General features: G+C 62.5%; 22 protein-coding genes. 9 read left to right on the forward strand and 13 right to left on the reverse strand.

Going from position 1 to position 21,398, the window contains the following annotated elements; all coding sequences use genetic code 11:
* Positions 1 to 81: 81 nt before the first annotated feature.
* Positions 82 to 675: a hypothetical protein gene (locus tag BMZ35_RS11560; protein ID WP_093094011.1), complete on the reverse strand. Its 594-nt coding sequence runs from the start codon at positions 673 to 675 to the stop codon at positions 82 to 84.
* Between the two features lie 255 nt (positions 676 to 930).
* On the opposite strand from BMZ35_RS11560, the gene BMZ35_RS11565 reads away from it, so the two are divergent.
* Positions 931 to 1,401, forward strand: coding sequence for a hypothetical protein (locus tag BMZ35_RS11565; protein ID WP_093094012.1), 471 nt, complete (start codon positions 931 to 933; stop codon positions 1,399 to 1,401).
* A 72-nt stretch (positions 1,402 to 1,473) separates the two neighbouring features.
* Here the strand turns inward: BMZ35_RS11565 and BMZ35_RS11570 are convergent, their stop codons facing one another.
* Together BMZ35_RS11570 and tyrS are read right to left on the reverse strand one after the other, a co-directional pair.
* On the reverse strand, positions 1,474 to 2,229 hold the full coding sequence (locus BMZ35_RS11570) for an SDR family NAD(P)-dependent oxidoreductase (protein ID WP_093094183.1): 756 nt from the start codon (positions 2,227 to 2,229) through the stop codon (positions 1,474 to 1,476).
* A 206-nt stretch (positions 2,230 to 2,435) separates the two neighbouring features.
* Positions 2,436 to 3,680 (reverse strand): tyrosine--tRNA ligase, encoded by a 1,245-nt coding sequence (tyrS, locus tag BMZ35_RS11575; RefSeq protein ID WP_093094013.1) that lies wholly within the window; start codon positions 3,678 to 3,680, stop codon positions 2,436 to 2,438.
* 63 nt (positions 3,681 to 3,743) lie between these two features.
* Here tyrS and BMZ35_RS11580 point away from each other — a divergent pair, with 63 nt between their 5' ends.
* Complete coding sequence (locus BMZ35_RS11580) at positions 3,744 to 4,856, forward strand: anhydro-N-acetylmuramic acid kinase (protein WP_093094014.1); 1,113 nt, start codon at positions 3,744 to 3,746, stop codon at positions 4,854 to 4,856.
* On the opposite strand, the gene BMZ35_RS11585 is transcribed toward BMZ35_RS11580, so the two are convergent.
* Entirely contained in the window at positions 4,853 to 5,296 is a 444-nt protein-coding gene (locus BMZ35_RS11585) for a cupin domain-containing protein (RefSeq protein WP_423227756.1), read from the reverse strand. The genes BMZ35_RS11580 and BMZ35_RS11585 overlap by 4 nt on opposite strands.
* Positions 5,297 to 5,432: 136 nt before the next feature.
* On the opposite strand from BMZ35_RS11585, the gene BMZ35_RS21305 reads away from it, so the two are divergent.
* Entirely contained in the window at positions 5,433 to 5,666 is a 234-nt protein-coding gene (locus tag BMZ35_RS21305) for a DUF1330 domain-containing protein (RefSeq protein ID WP_423227760.1), read from the forward strand.
* A 106-nt stretch (positions 5,667 to 5,772) separates the two neighbouring features.
* Here BMZ35_RS21305 and eno read toward each other — a convergent pair whose 3' ends face one another.
* Positions 5,773 to 7,047: a phosphopyruvate hydratase gene (eno, locus tag BMZ35_RS11595; RefSeq protein ID WP_093094016.1), complete on the reverse strand. Its 1,275-nt coding sequence runs from the start codon at positions 7,045 to 7,047 to the stop codon at positions 5,773 to 5,775.
* Positions 7,048 to 7,353: 306 nt separating this feature from the next.
* Here eno and BMZ35_RS11600 point away from each other — a divergent pair, with 306 nt between their 5' ends.
* A complete protein-coding gene (locus BMZ35_RS11600; RefSeq protein WP_165610064.1) occupies positions 7,354 to 8,898 on the forward strand; it encodes a PAS domain-containing sensor histidine kinase in 1,545 nt (514 codons plus the stop codon).
* Here the strand turns inward: BMZ35_RS11600 and BMZ35_RS11605 are convergent.
* The 5 genes from BMZ35_RS11605 to BMZ35_RS20930 all read right to left on the reverse strand — a co-directional run bounded on the left by BMZ35_RS11605 (position 8,835) and on the right by BMZ35_RS20930 (position 13,982).
* The gene (locus tag BMZ35_RS11605) at positions 8,835 to 9,779 is read right to left on the reverse strand and encodes a DMT family transporter (protein ID WP_093094018.1); all 945 of its coding nucleotides are present in this window, start codon (positions 9,777 to 9,779) and stop codon (positions 8,835 to 8,837) included. The two genes, BMZ35_RS11600 and BMZ35_RS11605, sit on opposite strands and share 64 nt — an antisense overlap.
* Positions 9,780 to 10,005: 226 nt before the next feature.
* Positions 10,006 to 11,313 (reverse strand): HlyC/CorC family transporter, encoded by a 1,308-nt coding sequence (locus BMZ35_RS11610; RefSeq protein WP_093094019.1) that lies wholly within the window; start codon positions 11,311 to 11,313, stop codon positions 10,006 to 10,008.
* A 67-nt stretch (positions 11,314 to 11,380) separates the two neighbouring features.
* Complete coding sequence (locus tag BMZ35_RS11615) at positions 11,381 to 12,319, reverse strand: site-specific tyrosine recombinase XerD (RefSeq protein ID WP_093094020.1); 939 nt, start codon at positions 12,317 to 12,319, stop codon at positions 11,381 to 11,383.
* A 3-nt stretch (positions 12,320 to 12,322) separates the two neighbouring features.
* Entirely contained in the window at positions 12,323 to 13,843 is a 1,521-nt protein-coding gene (locus BMZ35_RS11620) for a hypothetical protein (RefSeq protein ID WP_242654773.1), read from the reverse strand.
* The gene (locus BMZ35_RS20930; RefSeq protein ID WP_165610065.1) at positions 13,833 to 13,982 is read right to left on the reverse strand and encodes a hypothetical protein; all 150 of its coding nucleotides are present in this window, start codon (positions 13,980 to 13,982) and stop codon (positions 13,833 to 13,835) included. Before BMZ35_RS20930 ends, BMZ35_RS11620 begins: the two co-directional genes overlap by 11 nt.
* A 132-nt stretch (positions 13,983 to 14,114) precedes the next feature.
* On the opposite strand from BMZ35_RS20930, the gene BMZ35_RS11625 reads away from it, so the two are divergent.
* From BMZ35_RS11625 to trpB, 3 genes are all read left to right on the forward strand, one after another.
* On the forward strand, positions 14,115 to 14,666 hold the full coding sequence (locus BMZ35_RS11625) for a shikimate kinase (protein ID WP_093094021.1): 552 nt from the start codon (positions 14,115 to 14,117) through the stop codon (positions 14,664 to 14,666).
* A complete protein-coding gene (gene aroB / locus BMZ35_RS11630) occupies positions 14,663 to 15,775 on the forward strand; it encodes a 3-dehydroquinate synthase (protein WP_093094022.1) in 1,113 nt (370 codons plus the stop codon). The genes BMZ35_RS11625 and aroB overlap by 4 nt, the downstream gene beginning before the upstream one ends.
* A gap of 102 nt (positions 15,776 to 15,877) precedes the next feature.
* Complete coding sequence (gene trpB / locus BMZ35_RS11635) at positions 15,878 to 17,086, forward strand: tryptophan synthase subunit beta (protein WP_093094023.1); 1,209 nt, start codon at positions 15,878 to 15,880, stop codon at positions 17,084 to 17,086.
* Between the two features lie 125 nt (positions 17,087 to 17,211).
* Here the strand turns inward: trpB and pepT are convergent, their stop codons facing one another.
* A complete protein-coding gene (gene pepT / locus BMZ35_RS11640) occupies positions 17,212 to 18,462 on the reverse strand; it encodes a peptidase T (protein WP_093094024.1) in 1,251 nt (416 codons plus the stop codon).
* A 13-nt stretch (positions 18,463 to 18,475) separates the two neighbouring features.
* A complete protein-coding gene (gene ssb / locus BMZ35_RS11645; protein ID WP_093094025.1) occupies positions 18,476 to 18,988 on the reverse strand; it encodes a single-stranded DNA-binding protein in 513 nt (170 codons plus the stop codon).
* Positions 18,989 to 19,205: 217 nt separating this feature from the next.
* Between ssb and BMZ35_RS11650 the strand changes: the two genes are divergently transcribed.
* Positions 19,206 to 19,793 (forward strand): lytic transglycosylase domain-containing protein, encoded by a 588-nt coding sequence (locus BMZ35_RS11650; protein WP_093094026.1) that lies wholly within the window; start codon positions 19,206 to 19,208, stop codon positions 19,791 to 19,793.
* A 74-nt stretch (positions 19,794 to 19,867) separates the two neighbouring features.
* Positions 19,868 to 21,004 carry a cytochrome-c peroxidase gene (locus BMZ35_RS11655; RefSeq protein ID WP_093094027.1) on the forward strand — a complete coding sequence of 379 codons (1,137 nt, stop codon included), beginning with the start codon at positions 19,868 to 19,870 and terminating at the stop codon, positions 21,002 to 21,004.
* 12 nt (positions 21,005 to 21,016) lie between these two features.
* On the opposite strand, the gene BMZ35_RS11660 is transcribed toward BMZ35_RS11655, so the two are convergent.
* Positions 21,017 to 21,352, reverse strand: coding sequence for an antibiotic biosynthesis monooxygenase family protein (locus BMZ35_RS11660; protein ID WP_093094028.1), 336 nt, complete (start codon positions 21,350 to 21,352; stop codon positions 21,017 to 21,019).
* Positions 21,353 to 21,398: the final 46 nt, after the last annotated feature.

Raw genomic sequence — 21,398 nt, forward strand, 5'->3', positions numbered from 1 at the left:
TGCATCGGTACGCGGGTGTTCGTCGGCTTTTGCGGGCAAGTGTTACCGTATCGTGCGCAAGGTTTTGGTAACGAAGGGCTGTTAGGGTGAACCTGCCACATCCGGTATGTACCCGGCGCGCAGAGCGGCGAGCGTCGGTTCGGGCGTGAGAACCGTGACCTGTCCGTTGGGGCGGCATTGCGGTGCGCCGTAGCCACTTGGGTGGAAAGGCAAAAGCGCATCCTGCCAGAGCAGTGCAGGGCCGGTGTCGTGCAGGATGAAGGTGCCGTCGGGCAGGGTAGCGGCCTCTGTCATATGGCGGCGTTGGGTGTAGCGGCGCGGGATGGCGCGCGCCGCGTGCAGTTTGGCGTCAAAAGCCGCGATGGGGCCAGTATGCCCGGCCGCGGCAAGGAAAGAGGTGTAATCAGAGCGGCGGCATTCGCCGCAGGGACGGTGGCCCGCAGCGAGCGCAACCGCTTCGTCATGGAAGAAGAGTTCGGTGTAGCGACCGGGGGACATGAGCGTGCGCCTGCGGCCCTTGAAGTTGAGAACACAACAGACCCACGCCTTGTGGCGCCAGCGCCGATGGGTGAGTTCCTTTGTGTCATGCAGGATGCCGCGATTGCCCATGAAGCGCCCGCGTGCAGGGTGTGCGAGGATCTCTCCGGTGGGTTGGACGCGGTTTTGCAGGGTCATGGGAGGAGCCTGCGGGAAGTTGGGCTGGCAGGCAAGGAAAACGGATAAGCGCCCAACGGACGAGGGTGTTATCTGTGGGAACAGTTCTCATGCAGGTTGGCCCGGGAGACGCAGGGCAAGCCGCAGGACCGCACCCTCTATTAACCCGCTCCAACATAGCAGCGATCGAATATGAAGTTTCTTTGACAGATCGCGGTCCAATGTGGACACTTGCCAGGCGAGACGATCTCATCGCGTAACAGGAGGGGAAGAAACATGAAACTTTTATTGCTTGCTGCTGCTGCGGTTGCGGCGGCGTTGACGCTTTCGACATCACAGGCGCGCGCCACGAATTGCGGGGCCGATTTTCAGCATGCCTATGAAAAGGGTGTGCGGGATGGTCGGGCTGATGGGGCGCATCTGCGTGAATACAACCCGTTGAGCCACGGCCGCAAGGTGAGTTTGAAATGGAACCACCGCGGGGATTGTTATCGCGAGGGGTACGATATCGGGTACCAGAATGCCGCAGCGGACGCCAAGAAAAGGCCCGCGCCGCCGAGCCATGACAATGCCCCGACACCCGGGTCAAACGAGCGGGCCTATTACGACGATGGGTGTCATGAAGGAACCGGCGACGCCCAAGCGAGCATGAGCATGGCCTATGAGCGCCATGCCGGTATGTATGACCGTCGGTTCGAGCCATACTTCAAGCAGGGCTACGAACACTGCTGGAAGATGTTCCGGTAACGGACTTTTTGACAGATGGACCGGGATGCGCAGGCAGTTGTCCTGCGCATCCCGGTTCATCCTTGTTCTTGATCACTGCATGCGCAGGGCGCCGTCGATGCGGATGACTTCGCCGTTGAGATAGCCGTTTTCGACGATGAAGCCGGCAAGGCGGGCGTATTCGGAAGGATCGCCAAGGCGGGCCGGGCAGGTGACATCAGATGCCAGTTGATCCTGGACCTCTTGCGGGAGGCCCTGCAGCATCGGGGTCAGGAAAATACCCGGCGCGATGGCCATGACACGGATGCCCGAGCGGGCAAGGTCACGCGCCATGGGCAGCGACAGGCCGACGATGCCGCCCTTGGAGGCCGCATAGGCGGCCTGACCGCGCTGACCGTCCATAGCGGCGATCGAGGCGGTGTTGATGATCACGCCGCGCGCGCCGTCGGCCTCGGGGTCGTTCTGGGCCATGACCTCGGCGGCAAGACGGGCGACGTTGAAGGAGCCGACGAGGTTGATGTCGATGGTTTGCTGGAAGGTGTGCAGCGGGTGGGGGCCGTTCTTGCCGATGGTAGTGGCGGCGGGCGCAATGCCGGCACAATTCACGGTCGCATTGATGCTGCCCATGGCGTCTTTGGCGGCGGCAATGGCGCTTGCGACGCTGTCTTCGCTGGTGACGTCGACCTTGTGGAAGGTGCCGCCAAGTTCGGCAGCCAGGGCGGTGCCGGCCTCTTCGTTGAGGTCAAACAGGGCGACCCTGGCGCCGTTTTCAGCGAAATGACGCGCAGTGGCCGCGCCCAGACCGGAGGCGCCGCCGGTGATCACGGCGCAGGTGGTGGCAAGTTTCATGGGGCTCTCCTCGGACATCATGAAATGAACATGTGTTCAAATAGCCGGGGAGGCGTGTTCTGTCCAGTGTTTCGCGGCGTCGCAGTCGGGGGACGGGTATGGGGGCGCTGCCCCTGTGGCGAGCAAGCTCGCGACTCCCCCGGAGTATTTCCGGTAAAATGAAAGGGGGGGTGGGCCGCCTTGCCGGTGAGGGGCGGCCCTGACGATCAACCGAGCTGCACCAGCGCGTGGCGTTTCTTGCCTGCGCTGAGCTTGATCGGGCTGCCGAGTGCGGCGGCGTCGATCATCAGCCCGGCATCGGTGAGCGGGGCGTCGTCGATCCTGGCGCCGTTTTCGGCAATCAGGCGCTTGGCTTCCTTGCCCGACTTGGCGAGGCCGGATTTCACGATCAGCTGCACGATCGAGGCGGGCAGGTCGTCGGCGGTGAGCGTCAGGGTGGGCAGGTCGTCGCCCACGCCGCCTTTCTCGAACACTTCGCGTGCGGTGGCTTCGGCGGCGGCGGCGGCGTCGGCCCCGTGGCAGAGCGTGGTCACCTCGTTGGCGAGGATGATCTTGGCGGCGTTGATTTCCGAGCCTGCGAGCGCACCGAGGCGTTCACATTCGTCGAGCGGCATCTCGGTGTAGAGCTTGAGGAAGCGGCCGACATCGGCGTCGGTGGTGTTGCGCCAGAACTGCCAGAATTCGTAGGGCGCGCGCATGTCGGCGTTGAGCCAGACGGCGCCGTCCGCAGATTTGCCCATCTTCTTGCCGTCCGAGGTGGTCAGCAGGGGCGATGTCAGGCCAAAGACCTGATTGTCATCGACGCGGCGGGTGAGGTCGATGCCGTTGACGATATTGCCCCATTGATCCGAGCCGCCGAACTGCACCATGCAGCCATAGCGGCGGTTCAGTTCGAGGAAGTCATAGGCCTGCAGGATCATGTAGTTGAATTCGAGGAACGAGAGTGACTGTTCGCGGTCGAGGCGCGATTTCACCGATTCGAAGCTGAGCATGCGGTTGACCGAAAAGTGACGGCCAATGTCGCGCAGGAAGGTGAGGTAGTTGAGATCGTCGAGCCATTCCGCGTTGTTGAGCATCAGCGCGTCTGTGTCGCCGTCCCCATAGGTGAGGTATTTGGCAAAGACCTGCTTGATGCCGGCGATGTTCGCGTCGATCTGTTCGTCAGTCAGAAGCGGGCGTTCGTCGGCGCGGAAAGAGGGGTCGCCCACCTTGGTGGTGCCGCCGCCCATGAGGGTCAGAGGTTTGTGGCCGGTTTTTTGCAGCCAGCGCAGCATCATGATCTGGATCAGCGAGCCGACATGCAGCGATTTGGCGGTCGCGTCAAAGCCGATATAGCCCGGTACCACGCCCTTGGTCAGGGCGGTGTCAAATGCCTCGTAATCCGTGCAATCCGCGACAAAGCCGCGCTCGAGCATCACGGTGAGGAAATCCGATTTGGGCTGGTAGGTCATGGTGTCGGTCCCGTATGATTTGCGGGCCTGTGTATAGGGGCGGAAGAGCAGAAGGAAAAGGCCATGTTGAAGGCCAAGAGAACAGAGGCGGTTGTGCGTGCTTTGGGGGCCATGTCGGGCACCTCTTTGGACGGGGTGGACGCGGCGGTCGTAGAGACCGACGGCGCGGCAATTCACGCGTTCGGGGCGCATGGGTACAGGGCCTATTCAAAGGAAGAGCAGGCGGTGTTGATGGCCGCGCTGGGGAAATGGGCCGGGCCGGAGGTTGAGGCGGCCACTGCCGTGGTGGACAGGGCCCATACCGAAGCGCTGGCCGGGTTTGAGGATATCGAGCTGGTCGGGTTTCACGGACAGACGCTGGCGCATGAACCGCGCGGACGGGGCACGTTGCAGGTGGGTGACGGGCAGGCGCTGGCCGAGGCGCTGGGGGTGCCGGTGGTCTGGGATTTCCGGTCGGCGGACGTGGAAATGGGCGGAGAGGGCGCGCCGCTTGCACCGTTCTTTCATTTTGCCTGTGCCAAGTGGATCGGGGCAGTCAAGCCGGTGGCGTTTCTGAACCTTGGGGGCGTAGGGAATATCACCTGGGTAGACCCGGGCAAGGCCAAGCCGGAGGACGAGGGCGCGTTGCTGGCCTTTGACACCGGGCCGGCAAATGCGCCACTCAACGATCTGTTGCGGCAGCGGCGGGGGCTTGCCTTTGACGAGGGCGGAAAGATCGCCGCGCGTGGAAAGGTGGCGACCGGCGCTTTGGAGCTGTTTCTGGCCGAGGGGTATTTCGCGAGAATGCCGCCCAAGTCACTGGACAGGAACGACTTTTCGGAAATGATCGAACTGGTCAGTGAGTTGTCGGATGAAGATGCGGCGGCGACCATGACGGCGATGTGTGCCGCCGCCGTGGCGCAGGGCATGGAGCATTGTCCGGTGCCGCCTGAGCAGGTCCTGGTGACGGGGGGCGGACGGCACAACCCGGTGCTCATGGAAATGCTGGCAGTGTCGTTGGATTGCCCGGTGGCCCCGGTCGAAGAGGTCGGGTTGGACGGGGATATGCTCGAGGCGCAGGCCTTTGCCTATCTGGCGGTGCGCGTGGCGCGGGGGCTGGCGACAAGTTGTCCGTCGACCACGGGCGTGCGGGCGCTGGTTGGCGGCGGGACCGTGAGCCGGCCGGAGACCGCCTAGCGCGGGATATCAAACCCCGGTGCGGCCAGTTCGAATCCTTCGAAGCGGAAACCGGGGGAAACGGTGCATCCGACAAGTGTCCAGGCGCCTGTGCTGCGTGCAGCTTGCCAGTGGTGGGGCGGCACGATCAGCTGCGGGGACTGGCCTGCGGCGAGGTCGGGCCCGAGGAGATGGTCTTGGGCCGGACCAGTTTCGGTCTCGGCCATGGAAAGCACCAGAGGCGCCCCGGCATGGAAATGCCAGATCTCGGTCGCGTCGACCCTGTGCCAATGGGAAACCTCGCCTTCGGCCAGAAGAAAGTAGATCGCTGTGCCCGATGGGCGAACGTCGCGGGGGGCGGCGGCGATCCACGTCTGGCGGTAATGGCCGCCTTCGGGGTGCGGTGAAAGGTTAAGGTGATCGATAACCTCGCGGGCGGTCATGGTCTTGGCAGGGGTCATTGTGTGTATCCGTTTGATTTTTCAGTATTTTAACGTCCTGGCCCGGTGTTGCGCAACCAATTGCTGAAAAATGCCGCGCGTTCGTGTAGGATGGCGCCCGTATTTGGTGAAAGGCATTGCGATGAGCTATGTGTTTATGGTGGCGCGCCCACGACATGAGGGGAGTGCTGCATTTGACAGGTTTGTTGAGAGTTCCCGGCCGGTTGTTGCGGCCTTTGATGGACATTTCCAGGATACGGACGGCGCGGCAAGTGCGTGCCGGGCGCCCGGATCGGGGGGCATGGTTGTCCGTTTCACGTCGATGTCCCGGGCGCGGGCATTTTACGACTCCGAGGACTATGCCCGGTTGCGCGGAGCGACGGAACAATAAGGCCGGAACAGATCAGATCCCTGTGACGTGGATGCGTCAGAGGTGTGGGGTGAAAAAACCCCGCGCGAAGGGCGCGGGGGTTGAATGTGTCGCGCTGGCGCCGAGATCACTTCAGGATCGAACGACCGGCATACTCCGCGGTCTCGCCGAGCAATTCCTCGATGCGGATCAACTGGTTGTACTTGGCGAGCCGGTCCGAACGCGCGAGCGAACCGGTCTTGATCTGGCCGCAGTTGGTGGCGACGGCAAGGTCGGCGATGGTGGCGTCTTCGGTTTCGCCCGAGCGGTGGCTCATCACGTTGGTGTAGCGCGCGCGGTGCGCCATATCGACAGCTTTCAGCGTTTCACTCAGCGAGCCGATCTGGTTCACCTTGACCAGCATCGAGTTGGCCACGCCCTGTGCGATGCCGTCGGCAAGGCGCACGGGGTTGGTCACGAAGAGGTCGTCACCCACCAGCTGGACCTTGTCGCCGATCTTGTCGGTCAGGATTTTCCAGCCTTCCCAATCATCTTCGCTCATGCCGTCTTCGATCGAGATGATCGGATAATCGGCGCAGAGCTGGGCGAGGTAATCGGCGTTTTCTTCCGAGGTCAGCGATTTGCCTTCGCCGGTCATTTCGTATTTGCCGTTCTTGTAATACTCGGTCGAGGCACAATCGAGGGCAAGGTAGATGTCTTCGCCCGGTTTGTAGCCGGCCTTTTCGATAGAGGTGAGGATCAGGTCGAGCGCGGCGCGGGTCGATTCCAGGTTGGGGGCAAAGCCGCCTTCGTCGCCCAGACCGGTGTTGTGACCGGCGGCGGTGAGTTCTTTTTTCAGGGTGTGGAAGACTTCCGAGCCCATGCGAACGGCTTCGCGGATATTCGCGGCCGAAACGGGCATGATCATGAATTCCTGGATGTCGATCGGGTTGTCGGCATGTTCGCCGCCGTTGATGATGTTCATCATCGGCACCGGCAGGACACGAGCCGAGGTGCCGCCGACATAGCGGAAGAGCGGCTGCGCGGTGAAATCGGCCGCAGCCTTGGCGCAAGCCATCGAGACGCCGAGAATGGCGTTGGCACCAAGACGGCCCTTGTTGGGGGTGCCGTCAAGTTCGATCATGGCCATGTCGATGGCGACCTGTTCGGTCACGTCCATGCCCACCAGTTCTTCGGCGATCTCGCCGTTGACCGCGGCGACCGCTTCCAGCACGCCTTTGCCCATGTAACGACTCTTGTCGCCGTCCCGCTTTTCCACGGCCTCATGTGCGCCGGTCGAGGCGCCCGAAGGCACTGCAGCGCGGCCCATGGTGCCGTCTTCGAGGATCACGTCGACTTCGACGGTTGGGTTGCCCCGGCTGTCGAGAATTTCGCGGGCGTGGATGTCGATAATGGTGCTCATCTTTGAGGTCCCTGAAATGGCCAGTGTGTTGCGCGCAGCTATAGCAGGGGCGGAGAGAATGTAAACCGGGGCTGATAGCGCTAACGGCCTGTTTTTCTGGTCGTTAGCGCTGACAGTGACATGATGGCACCGCTGCGATCCTGCGTGCCCGTTTGGGGCGGTTGGGGAACAGTTGCGTGAATATTCCTTGTGTTGAGTGATTGCCTGTTGATGCAACTTAAGATTTTGTTAGCATTGAGGGACAGGGCCGGGGGTTGCAACTGTGCGGTGGGTGATCCGATCCGATCGCACGGGAAAGGAATTGGGATGGCTGACGGCAGGAACGATGACCGGAACCCCGCCTCCACAACCTGTGCGTCGGCAAACCCGCGCAGAGGTGGCGACGACGGATTTGGCGACTTCATGGAACGGTCGACAATCTGCAAGATTCTGGCCTCGTCCGGCGTCGGGCTGTTCAGTGTCGACCTGGAAACCGGGAAATCGCAGGTGTCGCCAACTTGGAAAACCATGCTCGGGATAGAACCGGATGCGGATATTGAACCGCAGCGAGAATGGCATGCGCGCATGCATCCGGACGACCTTGAACGTTTGTTTGAACGCGATGCCGCGTTCCTTGCCGGGCAGGATTCGGAAAACCGGAACACCTATCGCATCCGCCATGCGGACGGGCATTGGGTCTGGATCGAGTCGAACGCCCATATCATCAAGCGCGATGACAATGGTCATCCGCTCGTGCTTGCCGGGACACATACCGATGTGACGGCAGAACAAACGATCCGGCGGATTGCGAAGGAAACCGACCAGCGCAACCGGCTGATGCTGAATCATTCGCCGGTCGGGATTGCGGTGTTCTGTCCCAAGGCGCGATTGCAGGACTGCAACGCGCTTTTTGCCGAGATGCTGGGCTATGCGCCCAACGAGGTTCTGGGGATGAGCCTGATGAAGCTTGTGTGGTTCGACATGGACCCGGACGAGGTGCGCAGGAAACAGGATTTCTACAACGGCAAGTCCAAGGAAATCACCTTTGAAACAGAGCTGCTGTGCAAGAATGGCGATCGCAAACATGCCATGGTCCGCGGTGTCAGGTTCGTGAACAAGGAGGACGAAGTGCGGTTCCTGTTCCAGTGCTCGGACATTACCGAGCGCGTTCAGGCGGAACTGCAGAAGGACGAGTTCCTTGCCACGGTGAGCCACGAGTTGCGCACGCCGCTGACCTCGATCGCCGGGGTGATCCGGCTTGCCAATTCGGGGGCGATTGGCGAGATGAGCCCGAAAATGAAAGAGCTGATGGCGGTTGCCGAGCGGGGGTGTGATACGCTGCTGCGGCTTGTGAACGAGCTGCTGGACTTCAAGTCGTTGGAGGCAGGAGAGCTGAGCTATTACAATGAGCAGTTCAGGGTTGCCGAGGCGGTGAGGGAGGCGATCGGGAACATGGCCGGTTACCTGAAGCCCGGACAGAAGGTGGAGACCGACGTGAGTCCTCGTGCGGAGGGTGTCGAGATTGTCGCGGACAGGGGACGGTTTCTGCAGATCCTGACGAACCTGCAGTCGAACGCGTCGAAAATCTCACCACCCGAAGCCTGTATCACGATACGGGTCTCATTGGCGCCCGGATGGGTGCGCGTGTCGGTGCAGGACCGGGGGCCCGGCGTGCCCAAGGAATTGGAAGGCAGGATTTTCCAAAGGTTTGCCCAGGCGAATTCGTCGGACAAGCGATCGGTGCAGGGGACCGGGCTTGGGTTGGCGATTTCGAGGCGCATGACGCAGGATATGAAGGGCCAGATCGGCTATTTCAACAACGATGACGGCGGCGCGACGTTCTGGGTGGCCTTTCCAGCCGAGCTGGACTGAGTCCTGGCAGGGGTGCGGGACTGTTTGTGGTGTCGTTCACGCAGGAAGGTATAGAGGCCGGACCCGATGATCAGCGCGGCCCCGGTCATGGTCAGCGGGTTGGGGCGTTCGCCAAACACCAGGATGCCGCCCATGACCGAGAAGACGAGGCGGGTGTAGCGGAATGGGGCCACGACCGAGGCTTCGCCGATGCGCATCGCGATCACGATGCCCCAGTAGCCCAAGGTATTGAAGATGACGGCTCCGGCAAGAAAACCAAGTTCGGGGATGTCCATCGGCGCGAGGCTACGCGGCGACAGGACCAGAAGGATCACCCCGGCAATGCTGAGCGCGCCCATGCCCTGAACAGCGAGGACGTAGGACGACACCGCGACATCCGCGCGGCGGGTGATCAGGTCACGGGTGGCGATCAGGGCGACGGCGCCAAGAACCAGGAGTGTGTCAGGATCGAACCCTTCGAAACCGGGGCGGATGATCAGAAGGACACCGCAGAAGCCGACTATCACGGCGCTCCAGCGGCGCCAGCCGACGGTTTCTTTCAAGAACAGGGCGGCACCGAGTGTGATGACCAGTGGCAGGGTCTGAAACACGGCGGCGACGGTGGAGAGGTCGACCCGTGCCAGGGCAGAGGTAAAAAACATCGCCGCGCCGCCGTCGGCAACGGCACGCAGCACCAGGAGCGGCTGCCACGCCGCGCGTTGCAGGAGGCGCGCGCCCCGGACGCGGGCAATGGCGGCAAAGATCAGGGCGGAAATTCCGCCCATGGCAAACAGGATCTGGCCCGTTGCATGGGTGGACGAAAGCTGTTTCACAAAAACATCCCCCAGCGTGAAGCCGAGCATCGCGCCGATCACGAGAAAGATGCCTTGGAGATTGTGCATGGGCCCGCTCCGATGGGTACGGTTTCGTGTGTGGAACCGAATGCCTGTTGGAGCAAGGTGTAATATTGCACATGTTATCAAATTTTGTTGGGCCGCCCATCAGGGGGCGTTGCCCCGTCACAGCACGCTGTGCCCCCCCCCCAGGGTATTTGAGGACCATTGAGAAGGACAGACGTGCTGTTTCTCAATGGTCATAAATACCCAAATCCCGCGCTTGCGGTATCGCTCAGAGGGGTCGGATCTTGAGATGGGTGATCCGGTTGTCCTTGCGCCCGGTGACTTCGAAGCGGAAGCCGTGGAAGGAGAAGACCTGCCCCACGGTGGGGATCATCTGGGCTTCGTGGATGACCAGACCGGCAATGGTGTTGGCCTCGTCATCAGGCAGGTTCCAGTCGGTGGCGCGGTTGAGATCGCGGATGGTCATGGCGCCCTCGATCAGGAACTGGCCGTCCTCGGATTTGCCGATTGGGTGTTCTGCGTCGGGGTCAAATTCGTCGGTGATCTCGCCCACGATCTCTTCGAGAATGTCTTCCAGCGTGATCAGCCCCTGCAGTGAACCGTATTCATCCACCACGAGCGCAAAATGCGAGCGGCGGCGCAGGAACTGGCGCATCTGGTCGTCGAGCGAGGTGGTTTCGGGCACGAAATAGGGTTTCTTGGCGACCTTGGTGATGTCGAAATTGGTCAGGTCGGCAAGGCTGCCTTCGGCGTCGGCAATCTGGCGGTGCATGCCGCGCAGGAGATCCTTGGCGTGGACCACGCCAATGATGTTTTCGGGCTCGTCCTTGAAGACCGGCAAGCGGGTGTAGTTGCTTTCGAGACACTGTGCGAGCACGTCGGCGGGGTCGCTGTCGGCGTCGATCATCTCGATGCCGGAGCGGTGCAACATGATCTCTTCGACGGCGCGTTCGGAGAGGTCCAGCGCGCCAAGGATACGGTCGCGGTCTTCCTTTTCGACGATGCCTTCGGAATGGCCAAGCTGGATCGCGCCAGCGATCTCCTCGCGCACAGCAAGGATATGGCTGTCGGGATCAGTCTGCACGCCGAACACGCGCAGCACGCCGCGCACCAAGAGGCGCACGGCCGAGACCACGGGGGCGAAGACGCGCACCACGATGCCGATCGTTCCGGCGACGCGCGAGGCGGCGGTTTCGGGGGCGGTGATGGCATAGGTTTTGGGCAGCACCTCGGCAAAGATCAGCACGAGCAGTGTCATCACCAGCGTGGCCAGCGCGACGCCGCTTTCGCCGAAGGCGCGGGTAAAGAGCGCGGTGGCCAGCGAGGCAGCAAGGATATTGACGAGGTTGTTGCCCAGAAGAACGGAGCCGATCAGGCGTTCATTGTCCTCGGTGATATCAAGCGCCTTTTGCGCACCGCGGTTGCCCCGGTCGGCCTGTGTGCGCAGCTTGCCGCGCGAGGCGGCGGTGAGTGCGGTTTCGCTGCCTGAAAAGAAGGCCGAGAGGATCAGAAGCCCGGCGATGGCGCCGGCGCTGATCCAGAATGAGCTGTCGAGAGTGGCGGTGGTTGCGTCCATGGTCCTGACCCGTTGGTTCCATTTGGGTTATGGGGGCAGGCGGGGGCGCAATCAAGGGGCTGGGGGGTCAGTTGTCGTCGCTGTCACGTGCCAGCGGGTGATTTTCCAGCACCAGATCGCGCAAGCGTTCATCAAGGACGTGGGTGTAAATCTCGGTCGTGGCCACGTCGGCATGGCCCAGAAGCGTCTGGATGGCGCGCAGATCGGCGCCGTTGGCCAGAAGGTGTGTCGCAAAAGCGTGGCGCAGGGTGTGGGGCGTGACCTTGTCCGGGGAAACACCACCCGCGACCGCCAGCTCCTTGATCAGCATGTAGAAACGATGTCGGGTCAGGTGGCCGGATTTGCCGCGCGAGGGGAAGAGGAAGCGCGACGGTGCGTGCCCATCGGCCCGGCGCGCGTCTTCGGCGGCATCGCGGGTTTTGAGCCATGCCGCGAGCGCCGTCCGCGCGGGGGGCGAGAGCGGCACCATGCGCTCTTTGGAGCCTTTGCCCATGACCAGCAGCATACGTGGATCGCCGCGCGCGGCGGAGACCGGCAGGCTTACGAGCTCGGTGACGCGCATGCCCGTGGCATAAAGGAGTTGCATCAGGCAAGTGTTGCGCAGGCGGTCGGTTTCGGAGCGGCCCGTGGTGCGGGCCGCGTCGATCAGGCGATCGACCTCAAGCACATCGAGCGTCTTTGGCAAACGTTTGGACCGGCCCGGCCCCTTGATCTGGATCGCGGGGTTGTCGTTGCGCCAGCCTTCTTCGAAGGCGAAACGATAGAGTTGTTTGATCGCGGAGAGGCGGCGGGCGCGGGTGGATTGGGCCAGCCCTTCGGCGTCACAGGCGACGAGGTAAGCTTCGATGTCGCTGCGCTGGATCGCGGCGAAATCCAGACCCTTGCCCTTGGCCCAGTCGGAAAAGGCGCGCAGGTCGCGGGCATAGGCCAGCTGCGTGTTCCGGGCCGCGCCGAGGTCGGCGGCCTGAGCGTCAAGAAAGGTCGATATCCAGTTCAGGTTGTCCATGCATCACCCCCGTGTATCGAGCAGCGCCACCTGCAGGGCGGCGCGCCGGGCCGTGTCTTCGAGACCGACGGCGCGCAGGGTGGCCAGCGCCTCGGTTAGGGCGCCAAGATCGCCCGCGGCCCCGTCATCCATGAGCGCCATGGCGTGCAGGATGGCTTCGCCCAGTTGCCCCCGTGCGAGCATGGTCGAGATTTCCTGTGGTACACCTGCGCCGTGCCAGGCATCGGCAATGGCACGGTGCGTGCGGTCCTGGGGCAGGCGGGGCGGCATACCCAGCGCGAGACCAGCGAGGAAATCGCGCGGTCCGGCATGGGCGGCACGTTCGTATTCGGCGGACAAGAGCGCGATGTCGCGGGCCTGTCGGGCGGTCACGCCCTGCAAGGGGAGCGTGAGCAGGGCGCTGCCGTAAAGCCGGGCAAAGGGGGTTTCCAGATGCACCTGCTGCATTGCCGCCCATGCGCCGGGCAGGGTTTCCGCAACGCGTCCGGCATCGCGGTTGGTCATGGCGCGGTCAAACGCCTGAAGGGCCGAGACCCGGTCCCAGATCATGCCCGACGCGGCCGGTTTACGTTCGGTGTAGATTCCGAGAAGGCGGTTTTCATGCAGGGCGGAGGTGCGGGCCAGCCGTTCGGCGGCCTCGAGCTGGGCTTTCCAGCCAGCGGTATCGCGCAGATCGGCATGGGCATAGGGGCGCGGCAGGGTGGTGGTGGTCTGGCCCTCGCCGATGGCTTCGTAGAGGCGGAACTTGAGTGGGCTCGGGGTGGTGGCCGCGACCAGCAGAGGTTCACCTTCAAAGAGATCAGGATCGAGGAAGCGCAGCAAGAGGGCGTCCATTTCCTCGGAAATGAGGCCCAGCGCCTTGGCGGTGTCGAGCGTCAGGGCCGCGGCGCGCCAATCGCCCGCGCGGGCGGTACAGAAGATACGTGCGCCGTACCCCGGGGCGAGGTGCGGTGCCGCGGTCAACGCCTCGCAGGCGGCATTTTCTTCTCCCATCAGAAGTGTCACGTCGAACCAGCGGGCAAAGAGTGACGGCGTGTCGGGGCCTGCACGCTCGAGCAGGGCGGCGGCCTGTTCCAAGGCACCCATTTCGACCAACTTGTCTACGCGGGCCAGAAGCAATTCATTGGCCGTTCCGGCGTCAAGCGGTGCATTGGCCTCGGCCAGAAGCAGGGTGTAGAGCAGCGCCTGCATCGCAGGAACGACCTCGGCGCGCTGGTCATGAACCATGTCGGCCAGACGCGATGCGTTGGAATTGGACCAGAGCGTGCTGGGCAGGCCGGTCACCGAGGACGGCAGGAGACCGACCGAATCGCGCCCTTCCTGATCAAGCGACGTGACGTCGATGGCAGGCGTGGCGACGCCTTCGCTCACCGGGGGCTCGGCAATGGGCAGGCCCATGTCGAGCGTCACCGTTGGGGTTGGGTTCAGCCATTCGATGGCCGAGAGCGGAGCGTCCTCGGCCAAGAGCGGAGTGACAGGGACAAGCGCGGCCAGCGCCGCGAGCAGGATGGGCTTAGTTACCATGCAGTTCCACGGGAATGCGCGTTTCGCTTTGGGGCGCCGAGAAATCGGCGCCGAAGATCGGGCCGATATAGGCATAGGCCACAAGGGCGATGATCGCCAACAGTACCAGTCCCAGAATTGCACGGATCAGTTTGCCCATGATTGCCCTCAATTTTCCTGCCCATTTTTTTCCAACATATAACTGGCCTTTTGGCCAAGATCACGTCATTCAGTGCGAAATCGTGAAATATGAGCGAGGCTTGGCCGATCAGGGGTCAGTGATGGGCGGTTCATGGGCTATGAATTGAAAAAGACGGTTGTGCTTGTCGGCATGATGGGCGCCGGAAAAACCGCCGTAGGGCGCGCTCTGGCCGCCAAGCTGGGCGTGGCGTTTCTGGATTCGGATGCCGAGATCGAGAAAGCCGCCAACATGACCATCGCCGAAATATTCGCCCGCGATGGCGAGCCGTTTTTCCGCGCCAAGGAAAGCCAGGTGATCGAACGACTGCTGGAAAGCGAACGCTGCATCCTGTCGACCGGGGGCGGGGCCTACCTCGCCGAGGGCAACCGGGCGATGATTGCCGAGAAGGGCGTGGCGGTCTGGTTGAATGCGGATGTGGACCTGTTGTGGACCCGGGTCAGGCACAAGGACACGCGCCCACTGTTGCGTACATCGAACCCGCGCAAGACGCTGGAAGAGATTTTTGCCGCGCGGGTGCCGTTTTACCAGCTGGCGGAGTTGCCCGTCGCCACGCAGGCCGGGTTTTCAATTGAACAGACCGCAGAGCGGGTGATTGAGGCGCTGAAGACGCGCCCGGATGTTTTGGTGGAGAATGACGCATGATGGAAACGGTGCATGTCGGCCTAGAGGGGCGCGCCTATGACATTCACATCGGGCCGGGGCTTCTGGCGCGGTCCGGCGCGCTGATCGCGCCGTTTCTCAAGCGCAAGCAGGTCTGTGTTGTCACCGATGAGAATGTCGCCGCACTGCATCTTGAGGGCTTGCGGGCGGGACTGGCTGCAGAAGGGATTGCCTGCGAGGCGATTGTGCTGCCCGCGGGCGAAAGCACCAAAAGCTGGCCGCATTTTGAGCGCACGGTGGAATGGCTGCTGGAGCAGAAGGTTGAGCGGCGTGACCTCGTGGTTGCGCTTGGCGGCGGGGTGATAGGCGATCTCACGGGATTTGCGGCGTCGGTTTTGCGTCGGGGCGTGGGCTTTGTACAGATCCCGACGAGCCTTCTGGCGCAGGTCGACAGTTCGGTGGGGGGCAAGACCGGGATCAACGCGCCGCAGGGCAAGAACCTGATCGGGGCGTTTCATCAGCCCACGCTGGTGCTGGCGGATACCGAGGTGCTGGGCACACTGACGCCGCGCGATTTCCTTGCCGGGTACGGCGAGGTGGTGAAATACGGGCTGCTGGGGGATAGCAATTTCTTCGAGTGGCTTGAAGAGCAGGGGCCTGCACTGGCGGCGGGTGACATGGGCGCGCGGATCGCGGCGGTGAAACGCTCCTGCGAGATGAAGGCCGAGATCGTGATGCGCGACGAGACCGAACAGGGGGATCGGGCGCTGTTGAACCTTGGCCATACTTTCTGTCACGCGCTGGAAGCGGCAACTGGCTATGGCGACCGGCTCTTGCATGGTGAGGGCGTGGCGATTGGCTGTGCGCTGGCGTTCGAGCTTTCGTATCGGCTGGGCCTGTGTTCGCAGGAAGATCCGAGCCGGGTGCGTCAGCATCTGTCCGAAATGGGCATGAAGGTCGATCTCAAGGATATTCCCGGCGACTTGCCGGAGGCCGAAGTGCTTCTTGACCTGATGGGGCAGGATAAGAAGGTGGTCGACGGGCAGTTGCGTTTCATTCTGGCGCGCGGGATTGGCGAGGCCTTCGTGACGGCGGATGTGCCGCGCGAGACGGTCCTGACCTTGCTGCGGGAAGAGCTGGCGCGCTGCTGAGGTGCTCGCGGTGGCCCCTTGGGCGACCGCGTCAAAACGTCTTATCACGGTTGCCCAAAAAACAGTCAAAGTGCCGTGGACTGAATTTTTGGGAGAAGCTGAATGTCATCTTATTTGAAATCGACACCGAACGCGGAAGGCTATTTCGGGGAGTATGGTGGCGCGATGCTGCCGCCGGTTCTGGAGCCGCATTTCAAGGAGATCGCCGAGGCCTATGCCAAGATTTCGAACTCGGCAGAGTACATTCGAGACCTGCGTTACGTGCGAAAGCATTTCCAGGGGCGGCCGACGCCGGTTTCGTATCTGCGGAACCTGAGTGACATGTCCGGGGGCGCGCAGATCTATGCCAAGCGCGAAGACCTGAACCATACCGGGGCGCACAAGCTCAACCATTGCATGGCCGAAGCCTTGCTCGCCAAGCATATGGGTAAGACCAAGCTGATGGCGGAAACCGGCGCCGGGCAGCATGGCGTGGCGCTGGCCACGGCGGCGGCCTATTTCGGCATGGAATGCGAAATCCACATGGGCGAGATCGACATCGCCAAGGAAGCGCCGAACGTCACGCGGATGAAGCTGCTGGGTGCCGAAGTGGTGCCGGTGGGCTTTGGTGGGCGGTCGCTCAAGGAAGCGGTGGATTCGGCGTTCCAGTCTTATGTGCCTCAGGCCGACACGGCGCTGTTTGCAATCGGTTCGGTGGTGGGGCCGCATCCCTTCCCGATGATGGTGCGGGATTTCCAGCATATAGTGGGCATCGAGGCGCGCGAGCAGTTCCTTGAGATGACCGGGAACCTGCCCGATATCGTGGCGGCCTGTGTCGGGGGCGGATCGAACGCGATGGGCATCTTTGCCGGGTTCATCGAGGACGAGGACGTGGCGCTTTACGGGGTTGAGCCGCTTGGCACGTCGTCCAAGCTGGGCGATCACGCGGCGACGATCACCTATGGCGAAGACGGTGACATTCACGGTTTCCGCACCATGCTGCTCAAGGACGAAAACGGCGAACCTGCGCCGGTGCACACGGTGGCCTCGGGGCTGGATTACCCCGGTGTCGGGCCGGAGCATGCGCATCTTTACCGGACCGGCAAGGCGAATTACGTGGCCGCGGATGACAAGGAGGCGCTGAACGCGTTTTATGCGTTGTCGCGCCATGAAGGCATCATCCCGGCGCTGGAAAGCGCGCATGCGGTGGCCTTTGCCATGCGCGAAGCAAAGAACCATCCGGGCAAGTCGATCCTGATCAACCTGTCGGGGCGGGGTGACAAGGATATCGACTATGTCACCGAAACCTATGGGTTTGGGGACGAAAGCTGAACCAAAGGCGCGAGCCTGTTCCCATCGAGGGAACAGGCTGGCGGGCCCGCTGAAGCGGGCGGTTGCAATACAAAAACGCCGGAGGAATGATCCTCCGGCGTTTTTTTTGGTCATGGAAAGCTGTGTCAGCCGTGCTTGGCGGCGATCTGAACGAGCTGGGCACAGATCCGGGTCGAAAGCACCATGTCCTGAACGCTGATCCATTCAAGCGGGCCGTGAATGTCCTGCATGCCGGTGAAGAGGTTGGGGCAGGGCACGCCCAGTTCGGTCAGGCGCGAGCCGTCGGTGCCGCCCCGGATGATCCCCGGCTTAGGCGTTATCCCTTCGGCGCGATAGGCATCTTGGGCAATGTCGACCGGGGTCATGTCCTCTTCGAGCCAGTAGCGCATGTTGCGGTATTGCTTGGTGATCTCGCAGGTCACGGTTGCGCCGGGGAAGGCGGCCTCGGCAGCGGCGCAGGCATTCTTGAGGCGGGTGCGGCGGGCGTCGAGGCCTTCGCGTTCGAAATCACGCAGGATGAAGCGAATCTCGGCCTCGGCCGAGCCGCCTTCGAGCCCGTAGACATGGATGAAGCCTTCACGATCGGACGTGGTTTCGGGGGTTTCGCCGGGCTTGTCGAGATCGGCCACGATATGCGCGGCGACGTGCAGCGCATTGACCAGCTTGTCCTTGGCATAGCCGGGATGGGCGGACACGCCTGTTACCTTGACCAAGGCGCCGTCGGCGGAAAAGCCTTCGAACTCGATCTCGCCCACGCGGGCGCCGTCGAGCGTATAGGCGAAATCGACATCGAAATCGGTGGGAAGTTGTGGATCGACACCGCGCCCGATCTCTTCGTCCGGCGTGAAGGCAAGCCGCACCTTGCCATGTTCGAGGCCCGGTGTGGTAAGCAGGTACTCGGCCATGGTCATGATGATCGCCACGCCGGCCTTGTCATCCGCGCCAAGCAGCGTCAGGCCGGAAGCCGTGATGATGTCATCCCCGACCTTGGAGGCAAGGTAGTCCGATTTGGAGGGGCTGAGCACCAGATCGGGCGCGTCCGGGTAGGTGATGTCGGACCCGTCCCAATTCGCATGCACGCGTGGTTTCACCCCGGTCGCGTTAAACTGGGGCGCGGTATCGACATGGGCGCAAAAGCCGATGGTTGGCGCGTCGGCCACGGTGGCGGGCACCGTGGCGAGGACCGCGCCATAGGGGGTCAGGGTGATGTCCGATGCCCCGATCCGCTCCAGCTCGGCCACGAGATGCCGGGACATGTCGAGCTGAATCGCGGTGCTGGGTTGCGTTGTCGCGTTTTCGTCACTTTGGCTGTCGATGGCGCAATAGGTGACAAGACGCGCCTGCAGCGCCGCCGCGAAATCGGGAAAACCGGTCATGTGTCAGGTCCGCTTAGAACGGGATTTCGTCGTCAAGGTCGCGCGAGGGGGCCGAGCCACCCTGGTTGCCGCCGCCAAAATTCCCGCCGCCCTGATCGTAGCCGCCGCCATAGTTGCCCTGGTCGTAGCCGCCCTGCGAACCGCCGCCATAGCCGCCCTGATCGCCGCCGCCACTGCGCCCGTCGAGCATGACCAGCGTGCCGCCGAAGCCCTGCAGAACAACTTCGGTCGAATAACGGTCCTGACCGGACTGGTCCTGCCATTTGCGGGTCTGAAGCTGGCCTTCGATGTAAACCTTGGAACCTTTGCGCAGGTATTGCTCGGCCACGCGCACGAGCCCTTCCTGGAAAATGGCCACGGAGTGCCACTCGGTCCGTTCGCGGCGTTCGCCGGTGTTGCGGTCTTTCCATGTCTCAGAGGTGGCAATGCGCAGATTGCAGACCTTGCCGCCGTTCTGGAAGCTGCGCACCTCGGGGTCGCGCCCCAGGTTGCCCACGAGAATTACCTTGTTCACCGATCCGGCCATGCGCCTGTCTCCCTCGGAATCTGTATTGCTTTGTTCAGGGCACCATACACCATTGCCCCTGCCAAATGGGAAGTCGATTCTTGTGGAAAACCCCTTTGGCCGCGCAATTGCCGTGGCGAATTTCGGCCATAGGGCGCAGGGGCCGTGCGGTTGATCTGGAAATTTCCCGATAAAATGTTATAAATCACCGCAAAACACGGGTGGGACAGACAAAGTCATGTCGTGGAAAGTGAGTGGTATAGTGGTTGCAGCCTTGCTGGCAGCGTCTCCGGCGCTGGCGCAGAGCGCGTTTTCAACCAAGTCGCAGGCGCGGCTGTTCAAGAACCAGACCAAGCTTCTGGATGGGCGGGCGTCTGAGCAATACAAGAACTCGGTACGTCTCAAACCCAAGCCGGTTTATACCCCCTCGAAATGGGGTGATGGGCGTTTCAAGGGAAAGTACAACGGCCCCTATCTGGCCATGGCGCGGCAGGCAGCGGCGCTGCATGGGGTGCCAGTGGATCTATTCCTGAAACTGGTTCAGCAGGAATCCGGCTGGAACGCTTCGGCCAAATCGCACAAGGGCGCGCTGGGGCTGGCGCAGCTGATGCCCGAGACGGCAAGGGTTCTGAGGGTGGACCCTCTGGACCCGCAGCAGAACCTTGAGGGTGGCGCGCGCTATCTCAGCCAGCAATACCGCAAGTTCGGTTCGTGGCGGCTTGCGTTGGCGGCGTATAACGCGGGGCCGGAAGCGGTGACAAAATATGGCGGCGTGCCGCCCTACAAGGAAACCCAGAATTACGTGCGTGTGATCCTCGGGCTCTGACGCGCCGTTTGACGGATATCAATTCCCCTTTTGCAGGACCTGATAGAACGGCTCCGGACAGAGAAGGAGCGGTGATGCGCGGGTTTGTCTTGTTGAGTGCTTTTGCGCTGGGGCTGGTGGGAAACGGTCTGGCCGAGCCGCGCGAAGCCCGTCTTGCGGCATTAGGGGAACGGCTGTTCTTTGAAACGCGCCTGTCGCTGAATGAAACGCAATCCTGTGCCACCTGTCACGACCCGGCGCACGCCTTCACCGATCCGCGCGAGACCATCGTGGGGCGGGCTGTGTCGTTGGGGGATGACGGGGTTTCGCTTGGGGATCGAAATGCGCCGACGCTGGGCTATGCGGCCCATGTTCCCGCGTTTCATCGCAACGGGGCGGGGCGCTATGTGGGCGGGCTGTTTCATGACGGTCGGGCGGCGACGCTGGAAGAGCAGGCCGGGGGACCGCCGCTCAATCCGCTGGAAATGGCCATGCCGGACCGGGCGGCGGTCGTGGCGCGGCTGGCGGCGGATCGGGAGTACGTGCTGGCCTTTGAAGAAGCGTTTGGGGCGGGTGTGTTGACCACACCGGACACCGGGTTCGCGGCGATGACGCAAGCCATTGCCGCCTTTGAGCGCACGGAGCCGTTTTCGCCCTTTGACAGCAAGTATGACCGCTCTTTGCGAGGAGAGGCCACGCTTAGCCGTCAGGAAAAACGGGGCCGGGACTTGTTCTTTGACCCGGAGGCCACGAATTGCAGCCTGTGCCATCAGTCATCTCCGCGTGCTGATGATCCGGGCGAAATTTTCACGAGCTTCGAGTATCACAATATCGGTATTCCGGTGAACAAAGCCGTGCGCGCCGCTCATGGGCGGGCCGGACGGGACGCGGGATTGCTGGACAATCCGGGTGTTGATCATCCGGCAGAGGCTGGTCGGTTCCGGGTGCCGACCCTGCGCAACGTCGCGGTGACGGGGCCGTACATGCATAATGGCGTGTTCACCGACCTGCGCACGGCGGTCCGGTTTTACAACAAGTACCAGTCCAAGCGACGCAAGTGGCAGGTCAACCCGGAAACCGGTGAGCCGTGGGCGCTGCCGGAGGTGTTCATGACGCTGGCGGTGGGAGAGCTAACCGAAGGGGAAGCCCTTTCTGAGCGCGATATCGACGCGATCGTGGCGTTTCTGAGAACCCTGACGGATGCGCAATATGAGCACCTGCTTGAGGACTAGGATCTGCTGATCCTACCGCCCCTCGGGGCCGTCATAGGCGCGTTCGACCTTGGCGACGCGCAGGGTGTAATGCTCGTACCAGCGGGTCTTGCCCAGTTTTTGTGCCAGAAGATGCTCGGAGACCTGTTTCCAGGCCTTAAGCGCGGCCTCGTCCTGCCAATAGCTGACGGTGATGCCGAGGCCATCCGCGTCGCGCGTGGATTCGATGCCGATATAGCCCGGCTGGCCGGCGGCAAGTTCCACCATCCTGTCTGCCATGGCGCCATAGCCCTGATCCCCCTCGCGTCGTTGCGCGGTGAAGATGACAGCGTAATAGGGCGGTTCGGGCAGGGGGGCAAAACGGGTCATGGGCGAAGGCTAGGCCGGAGTGCGGACTCTGGCAAGGAAAAGCGCC

The sequence above is a fragment of the Shimia aestuarii genome, from assembly GCF_900114635.1.
GTDB classification, from domain to species: Bacteria; Pseudomonadota; Alphaproteobacteria; order Rhodobacterales; family Rhodobacteraceae; genus Shimia; species Shimia aestuarii.